Source organism: Leptolyngbya sp. FACHB-711, assembly GCF_014695615.1.
Classification (GTDB): Bacteria; Cyanobacteriota; Cyanobacteriia; order Elainellales; family Elainellaceae; genus Leptolyngbya_A.
Map to the genome: position 1 here is coordinate 1 of NZ_JACJOR010000348.1, position 8,350 is coordinate 8,350.

General features: G+C 52.5%; 8 protein-coding genes. 3 read left to right on the forward strand and 5 right to left on the reverse strand.

All coding sequences use genetic code 11. The annotated features are described in order from the left end of the window. The 5 genes from H6F80_RS14440 to H6F80_RS14460 all read right to left on the reverse strand — a co-directional run. The coding region (locus tag H6F80_RS14440; RefSeq protein WP_190792231.1) for a glycosyltransferase family 2 protein at positions 1 to 947 on the reverse strand (947 nt) is incomplete at its 3' end. Between the two features lie 53 nt (positions 948 to 1,000). Further along, positions 1,001 to 1,987: a glycosyltransferase family 2 protein gene (locus tag H6F80_RS14445; RefSeq protein ID WP_190792232.1), complete on the reverse strand. Its 987-nt coding sequence runs from the start codon at positions 1,985 to 1,987 to the stop codon at positions 1,001 to 1,003. Continuing rightward, complete coding sequence (locus tag H6F80_RS14450; protein WP_190792233.1) at positions 1,984 to 2,919, reverse strand: glycosyltransferase family 2 protein; 936 nt, start codon at positions 2,917 to 2,919, stop codon at positions 1,984 to 1,986. The genes H6F80_RS14445 and H6F80_RS14450 overlap by 4 nt, the downstream gene beginning before the upstream one ends. Continuing rightward, positions 2,894 to 4,318, reverse strand: coding sequence for an ABC transporter ATP-binding protein (locus tag H6F80_RS14455; protein WP_242067365.1), 1,425 nt, complete (start codon positions 4,316 to 4,318; stop codon positions 2,894 to 2,896). Before H6F80_RS14455 ends, H6F80_RS14450 begins: the two co-directional genes overlap by 26 nt. Further along, the gene (locus H6F80_RS14460; protein ID WP_190792234.1) at positions 4,315 to 5,232 is read right to left on the reverse strand and encodes an ABC transporter permease; all 918 of its coding nucleotides are present in this window, start codon (positions 5,230 to 5,232) and stop codon (positions 4,315 to 4,317) included. Before H6F80_RS14460 ends, H6F80_RS14455 begins: the two co-directional genes overlap by 4 nt. 264 nt (positions 5,233 to 5,496) lie before the next feature. Here H6F80_RS14460 and H6F80_RS14465 point away from each other — a divergent pair, with 264 nt between their 5' ends. The 3 genes from H6F80_RS14465 to H6F80_RS14475 all read left to right on the forward strand — a co-directional run. Then, positions 5,497 to 6,675, forward strand: coding sequence for a TRAP transporter substrate-binding protein (locus H6F80_RS14465; protein WP_190792235.1), 1,179 nt, complete (start codon positions 5,497 to 5,499; stop codon positions 6,673 to 6,675). A 65-nt stretch (positions 6,676 to 6,740) separates the two neighbouring features. Further along, a complete protein-coding gene (locus H6F80_RS14470; RefSeq protein WP_190792236.1) occupies positions 6,741 to 7,871 on the forward strand; it encodes a TRAP transporter substrate-binding protein in 1,131 nt (376 codons plus the stop codon). Positions 7,872 to 7,880: 9 nt separating this feature from the next. Then, positions 7,881 to 8,350, forward strand: a 470-nt coding sequence (locus H6F80_RS14475) for a CHASE3 domain-containing protein (protein WP_190792237.1), incomplete at its 3' end; no start/stop codon positions are given.

Below are 8,350 nucleotides of genomic sequence, written 5' to 3' on the forward strand. Positions count from 1 at the left end.
GTTTGGTTCTGGTTGAGCGATGCCTCCTTTGATTTCAGCGATTTCAGCAGGGCGCAAGCCAGCAGCTTCCAGCCTTCGAGATAGTGCGGCAGCAGGCAAACTGCTTTTAAGCCGTAGAGCGCAGCCGTCGATCGATTGCCGCTTTCAAACGCCCACCAGCCGTATTGCAGCATAAACTGATGGCGCGATCGGCGGTCTTTTCCCGGTCGCCACAGATCGTCTGCTTCAAACCTGCCCTGAATCTTGCGGCGTTTCCAGGCGAGTTCGCAGGCTTTGCGGGCTTGCTGACGCTGAATTGCACAGGCTTGGGCACTGACTGAGCCAGGGTGCAGGCGATATCTCAAAACTGGAGCGGAGAGATTGGCAAGCTTCCCCAATTCGCCCAGCTTCAGCCACAAATCCACATCTTCCGCAGGCAGCAGGCTGGCGTCGTAGCCGCCGATTTGCACCAGTGCCGATCGCCGCATCATGGCTGTGGGGTGACAGATGCTGCCATGTCCGGCGAGGGCAGACTGCTGAATTGTGGGATCGTCAGAGGCAACGCTTAGCGTGGTCAGGAACCGTCCGCGATCGTCGATCATCTCATACGAACCGCCCACACAAACAACCTCCGCGTGATCCACTAGGAAAGAAACCTGCCGCTCGAACCGATCAGGAAGGGCAATATCATCGGCATCCATGCGGGCAATCAACTCGCCCCGGGCGGTTTGCAGCATTTCGTTGAGTGCTACGGCAAGTCCAGTATTAGGGCGGCTGTGGAGGCGAATTCGCTGATCCCGGGCGGCATACTGCTGCAAAATCTTCAGCGATCGATCGGTGGAGCCATCATCAATGATCAGGAATTCAAAATTGCTGAACGTTTGATTCAGGATGCTTTCGATCGCCTGCGCGACGTATCGCTCTGCGTTGTAAACGGGCATCAGCACAGAAACCAAGGGAGCTGTCATGATTACAGGTGAGGGATACATAAGGATGGAGAACATCAAGAAGATGCGGAACATCAAGCAACTGGGAACGGTTTAATCAAGGCACAAGCCAACAGGTTCCAGCTTTCCAATGAGCCTGGATTAAGGGCAACGGCTTGAATGCCGTATTGCAGAGCCGACCGCCGCTGTCGATTGCCAAATGCCCACCAGCCGTATTTGACTGCAAATGCATGGCGGGAAGCGCGATCGGGCGTGGGTCGCCAGCCGCAAACCACCGTAGCTTGAGGTTTATCGCGAATCAGTCCCTTTTGCCAGGCGCGATCGAGCACGGTTTGAACTTCGTGGGGCGGCAAAGCCTGATACCGATCGCAAATCGAATTGCCGTGCAGCCGATACTGAACTACCGCTTTGGGCAGATTGGCGAGTGCGCCAATTTCGCTCAGCCGTAGCCACAAATCCAGATCTTCCGCCAGGGGCAAGCTTTCGTCGTAGCCGCCAACCTGAAGCACTGCCGATCGCCGCATTAGCGCGGTGGGATGTAAAAAGCTCACTTGTCCCGCTTGCAGCAGTGACCTGATTTCCTTGTTTCGCTCTGCCAGCGGGATCTCGGTCATGAGCCGTCCCTCGCGATCGATGAGCTGAAACGCGCCCCCGACCCAGACGACATCCGGCGACTGCTGCAAAAAAGCGACCTGGCGGGCAAGCCGATCGGGAAGTGCCACATCGTCGGAGTCCATCACCGCAATGAACTCGCCCTGTGCCTCACGCAGCAGCTCATTCCGCGTCTGGGGAATTCCACGATTTTCGCGGCTGATCAGCCGAATCCGTGAATCTTGTGCTGCATAGTGCTGAAGAATCGGCAGCGATCGATCGGTTGAGCCGTCATCTAAAACAATCAGCTCAAAATCGCGAAAGCTCTGCTGCAAGATACTTTCGATCGCTTGTCCCACAAAGCGTTCTGTATTGTGTACCGCCATCAGAACCGAAACGATCGGGCGTGTCTGCTCCCGGTGGTCTGGCTGGTGTTCTGGATGCTGCGGCAGGCGATCGATTGATTTCATACTGTCTCGACCTCTGGCAGTGGTTTGATCAGCGCGCAGATCAGCAGCTTCCAGCCGTTCAGGTTGAGCGGTAGCGTTCGCACTGCTTTGATGCCATACACGATTGCCGCCTGTCGATCGCCCCGGAGAAAGAATCTCCAGCCATAGTCGGTCACAAACTCGTGGCGCGAAGGACGATCGATCGGTCGCCAGGGTGGAGCTTCTTTAAACTTGCCGCTGATGCCACGCCGCTCCCAAGCACGCCGACAGGCTTCTCGCCGATCGTCGGTTTGCCGCAGCTGATTGCTTTCGCTAATCGATTTTGGATGCAGCCGATATTGCAGCACGGTTTGCTTCAGGTTCGCCAATTGCCCCACTTCGCCCAGCCGCAAAAACAGATCCAGATCACCAACCGTTGCCATTGTTTCATCGTAGCCCCCGACCTGAAGCAGAGCCGATCGCCGAATCAGAGCGCAGGGGTGATTGATCGGGGTAATGCCCGACAAAGCGGAGGCTTGAATATCGCGATCGTGTTCTAGCACCTCGCGGTGAACCAGGAAGCGTCCGGCTTCGTCGATCCAGTCCTGTGAACCGCCTACGCAGACAACCTCTGGGTGAGCTGTTAGAAATTCGACCTGCTGTTTCAGGCGATCGGGCAGGGCGATATCATCCCCGTCCATAACCGCCACAAATTTGCCCCGTGCCTGATCAATTAACTCGTTTCGAGTTTTGGCAACGCCCCGATTTTCCCGCCGCGTTAAGCGAATTCGGGCATCTTGCGCGGCATATTTTTCTAAGATTTTTCCCGCTCGATCGGTAGAACCATCGTCAATAATCACAAACTCAAAATCTGTAAAAGTTTGATTCAGAATACTTTCGATGGCTGCCCGAAGAAAACGCTCATTGTTGTAAACCGACATCAACACGCTAACGGCGGGAGGGGAAATGTTCATAGTCCTCCTGTAAGCCCTTCTTCTGTAAACCATCCTCTTGTAGCCTATTCTCCTGTAACCCAATGGATTGCAGATGAGACTGCGGATTGGGCTGCGGCATTCCACGACCCAAAAGCTGCCACTGGCGGGGCTGATAAAAGAACCCCCGATTCAGGTGAGATGCGCTCTCGACCGTGAACGGCAGCGACTCGTAGGAGTCTAGAAGATAGAGTAAACCGTCCTTAATAAAGGCATTCAGCGTGTAGGAACCGGGAAGCAATCCCAGATAAGGCAGTGCCAGGCGCAGTTCATAAATTCCGGGCGCAACTTCAAACATTTCATCGTCGTATGCACTGCTTAGGTGAAGTGCCAGGCTGTTATCCCGGGCGGGTTGATAGACGGCAAGAAAAAGGCTGAGCTTTTGAATCGGTTTAACGACGCGACAGCGCACACAAAAGGATACAGGCTCCCCGCTAATCGGCGCAGCGATCGTGTTTCCGGCGGCATCGCGGCAATCGATCGATAAGATATCGGCTCCGGCACTATCGGTTTCAGGTCTTGCAGGTAATACCAGCGGAAAAGTGTCAGACGATCGCTGAATCGAAAACAAATCTTGCTCATAGCGATCCATGATTTCGCGGGCATTTCCGGCGGCAATTAAACGCCCCTGGTTGAGATAAATCCCAGAAGAACAAATGTTGAGAATGCCCTGGAAGAAATGGGTGACCAAAACAAATGCCGTTCCCTGCTGGAGTAGATCCGCAAGCCGCCGCTCGCACTTGGCACGAAATCGCGCATCTCCGACTGCCAGCACTTCATCGATCAGCAAAACATCGGGGTTGGTGTGAACCGCGCAGGCAAATCCTAACCGCGCTGCCATGCCAGAACTGTAGCTGTATACAGGCGCGTCAATGGCTTCGCCGATCTCGGCAAATTCGACCACCTGCTCAAATCGTGCATCGATCTCGCGGGTGGATAAACCCAGAATCGACATATTGGCATAGATATTTTCGCGCCCGCTCAGAACAGGGCTGAAGCCCGCTCCCAGTGCCAGCAGTGGGGCAACTCGTCCGCGCACCCAGATCGAACCTGTATCGGGCCTGATCAGACCGCTAATCATTCTCAGCAGGGTGGTTTTGCCGCTGCCGTTTGCCCCCACCAAGCCCAACGCCTCGCCGCGTCGCAGTTGCAGGTTAATGTCTTGCAGTGCCCAAAACTCTCCGGCGCGAAGCCGATCGGGTCTTTTCGTTCCGGTTAGCTCGGAGCCAATGTCCTGGATGCCGTAAAACAGCGATCGTTTCAGGCTGCGGCAGAATTTTTTTGACACGCCCTGCACCGACAAGATGACATCACTCGATTCATCTGTGTCCCCAGCGTGGTGTATCCCGTTCTGGAAATGATTTTGAGTCCAGTCCATCATGCGCTAATTCGCTCGATCATAAACGGCATCGCAACTCGATACACGAGCCAGCCTAGCAGCAGCACCAGCAGCGCGGTCAGGCTTGCCAACCAGAAAGCCCCGGGGTTAGACACCGTGCCGATCGTTGCCAGTTCTCTTGTCGTCATCAGTAGGGGAGTGACAGGGTTTAGCTTCACCAGCATGGCAAACAGACCGGACTGGGGCAAGGGATACAGCACCGGCGTGATAAATAGCCACCCCGTCAGCAGCAGGGTTAAACCTCTGGAAATATCCTCATACAGTCCACCAAACGGAGCCAGCAGCAGCCCAATGCCTGTCCCGAAGCCAACCAGGTGGAGCAGTGCCACGGGGGCGACGATCACCGCCCAGGTAACAGGCATTTTGAACCAGAGGAACAGTGCCACAATCAGCACCAGCTTGATTAAAAAATTGAACCCGACTTGCCCCAGTTGAGAAAGCACCAACGCTTCGCGAGGAAAGTTAATCCGCGACAGCAGATACTTGGCATTCAGGATTGCTTGCACCTGCCCGGTCACAGATTCAGCAAAGGTTTGCCAGAGGGCCATACTCAGCATCACATACGCTGGATAGGGCAAGTCGGTCGCGCCCACGTTGAGCACTTGGGCATTGTTTGCCAGTGTCAAACCCGCCGCAGTGGCGATCGGCGGCACAAACGCCCAAAAAATGCCAAGCAGTGACTGCCGATACTGGGCACGGATATCGCGCACCAGCAGCCGCCATGCTAGCTCTCGCGCTGCCAGCAGATCCCGCCTCATTGCACCGATCAGCTTGAGCGGATGGCGCAGCAGGCTATCAGCGGAATAGAATGCTTCAGCGGAATGACCTTCAGCGAAATGATTCTTAGCCAAAGAATCGGGTCGCAATCCCGGTAGATGCTCGCTCTGCTGGGGCATAAGTATATGAGTATAAGTACGGAGGCAAAAGCGATCGCTACGAGAAAATTAGCAGTGATATTCCTGACACCGCAAGCGTAACTCAGAAAGTTGACCGTAATTCTGCTGAAACTTCATCAAAAGTTCAAGAAGTCTTTACAGAAATTTCTTTAAGTCGTGCAGCACGGATGTTTGTACCGCAATCCTTGCGACCGAGTGAGCAACTGTTAGGGCAAATCAAGGCTGGGCACACTTATAGATAAACTTTGTTAGTCGTTGTCGTTTATGAAACGCCGCCCAATTGTAAGGTACACGGTTGCTGCTGCTGTTGCCGGGGTTGCTGCGACGAGGTCGATTACCCCGCAGGGGAAACTGCTTCGCATCGCTCCCGATTCAGCCCTGGGGCAAACTGCTGCGGATGCACCTTCTGATTCAACATCTTCTGATTCAACATCTGATCCGGCATCCACGGTTCGCTGGCGCATCGCAACGAGCTACCCGAAATTGCTTGACCTGCTGTATGGAGCCGTCGAACTTTTCTGTCAGCGCGTTAGTGAACTAACCGACGGACGCTTTGTGATCACGCCCTATCCTGCGGGTGATATTGTTCCAGCCCTGGAGGTGCTCGATGCGGTTTCTCAAGGCACGATCGAGTGCGGTCATACGTTTAGCACTTATTACATTGAACAAAGTCCTGCATTAGCATTTAGTGCTGGAGTTCCGTTTGGTTTTACGGCGCAGCAGCAAAGTGCCTGGCTCTACGAAGGCGGTGGGTTAGAAGCGATTCGTCGGGTTTATCAAAGATTTAACGTGATCAATTTTCCGGCAGGCAATACAGGGGCTCAGATGGGCGGCTGGTTTCAACGCGAAATTCAGCGCACTTCGGATTTCAAAGGATTAAAGATGCGGATTTCCGGGCTAGCCGGGCAAATCATGAGTCGCCTGGGTGCAGAAATTAAAATGTTGGCGGCTGATGAGATTGTTCAAGCCTTTGTTCAAGGAGAAGTAGAAGCGGTTGAACTGACTGGACCCTACGACGATTCAAAATTAGGACTGCACAAAGCTGCTCGGTTTTACTACTATCCTGCCTGGTGGCAGCCGAGTGAATCGGTGGATGTAATTATCAATCTGGAGCAGTGGAATCAATTGTCGCCGCAGTTTCAAAAGGTCATTGAGATTGCTGCGATCGAAGCAAACATTTTGACACTAGCAAAATACAATGCTGGAAACACCAAAATGTTGCAGCGGTTAAAAGCAGAAGGAGTTCAATTAAAGTCTTTGAATACAGAGATTTTAGAAGCGGCTGAGCAAGCAACATTCGCGTTCTACGAGGACATTGCCAGTCGGGATCCTGAGTTCAGTCAAGTTTATCAGCCGTGGAAAACTTTCCGCGATCGAATTTATCAGTGGCATCGCATCAACGAACTTAGCTTCGCCAATTTTGCGTTCACCCATGATGCTTAGCCTCATCATTTCCGCTTTTGAATGTGCTGCCTTCTCTGTTCTTCCAATCGTTTTTCTCTATTGCTATGAAACGTCGTCAATTTGCGCGTCAGGCTGCGATCGCGACTGCAAGTGCCACGCTAGCTGCCTGTACTCAGAAAGCTGCCCCAACCATCTCTTCCCAGGCTGCCGTTTCTGAAACCCCTATGATCCGCTGGCGGATGGCAACAAGCTGGACAAAATCGATTCCGATCGTCTTTAGCGGTGCTGAGATTATTGTTCAACGAGTGGCTGAAATGACTAACGGGCGGTTTGTCATCACCCCTTATGCCGCCGATGAAATTGTTTCCGGGTTGAAAGTGATGGATGCCGTTCAGGCGGGTACGGTAGAGTGCGGTCATACCTTAAGTTACTACTACACCCAAAAGAATCCGGCTCTGGCATTTGCTTCCACGATGCCGTTTGGTCTTACGGCTTATCAACAAAATGCCTGGATGTATGAAGGCGGAGGCTTGGAAGCCCTGAATCAAGTCTATGCAGCCTTTGGATTAATCGGGTTTCCTGCTGGCAATACCGGAGTCCAAATGGGAGGTTGGTTTAACCGCCAGGTCAACACCGTCGCTGATCTGAAAGGGTTAAAGATGCGGATTCCTGGCTTAGGCGGACAAGTTTTGGCCAAGCTGGGAGTCGAGGTGAAGCTTCTGGCAGGAGGGCAAATCTACGCGGCTTTAGAAAAAGGCGAAATCGATGCCGCAGAATGGCAGGGTCCAAACGATGACGAAAACCTTGGATTGGATCGGGTTGCGTCTTTTTACTACTATCCGGGCTGGTGGGAACCCGGCACAAATTATGCGGTGCTGATCAATCTCCAGGAATGGAATCAATTGCCTCAACGATATCAGCAGATTTTTCAAGCCGCTGCTGCTGAAGCAAACCTAAAAGTTCTCGCCCAATATGATATGGCGAATAGTGAACGGTTGAACCAACTGCTGGCAAAGGGAACCCAGCTCCTTCCCTTTAATTCTGAAATTCTCAAAGCGGCTCACAAAACTGCTTTTGAAATCTATGAAGAACTGGCGATCGAACACGCAGAATTCAAAAAGATTTACCAGAATTGGAATGAATTTCGATCGCAAATCCATCAATGGAATCGCATCAATGAATTGAGCTTCTCCAGTTTTGCCATCAATCGAAACCAGCCTTCTAGCCTATCGTGAGAACTCTTCATGCGTTACAAATATTTTCAGCCCCTTGAGGCATTGATTCAAAAAGCGACTGGCGTTAAACCAAGCCTAAACAATCGAATCAAGCATCTCAAGTTAGGAGAAAAGCTGAATTTGGGATTTGGAACGCTGGTCGTGCTCACTTTTCTGGTGGTTGGTCGCACGTATTTAAGCAGTGTTCAGGCAACAGCCAATATCAATCAAACGCAAACGGTTAGAATGCCTTCTGCTTTGGCTTCTGCGACAGCGCAGACCAACTTGCTGAGAATGCTTTCTGATGTCCGGGGATATCTGGCAACCGGAGATTCCGAATACCGTTTTCGCTATCAAAAAACGCGCCAGTCGTTTGAAACAGACTTGACGATGCTGAATGATTTACTCAGCGACCAGGCGACAAGTAAAAATCAGCAGCAACTGCAAAATCTGAAGCAAATTTACCAGCAGTGGTCGGTGCTGCCCGATCGCCTCTTTAA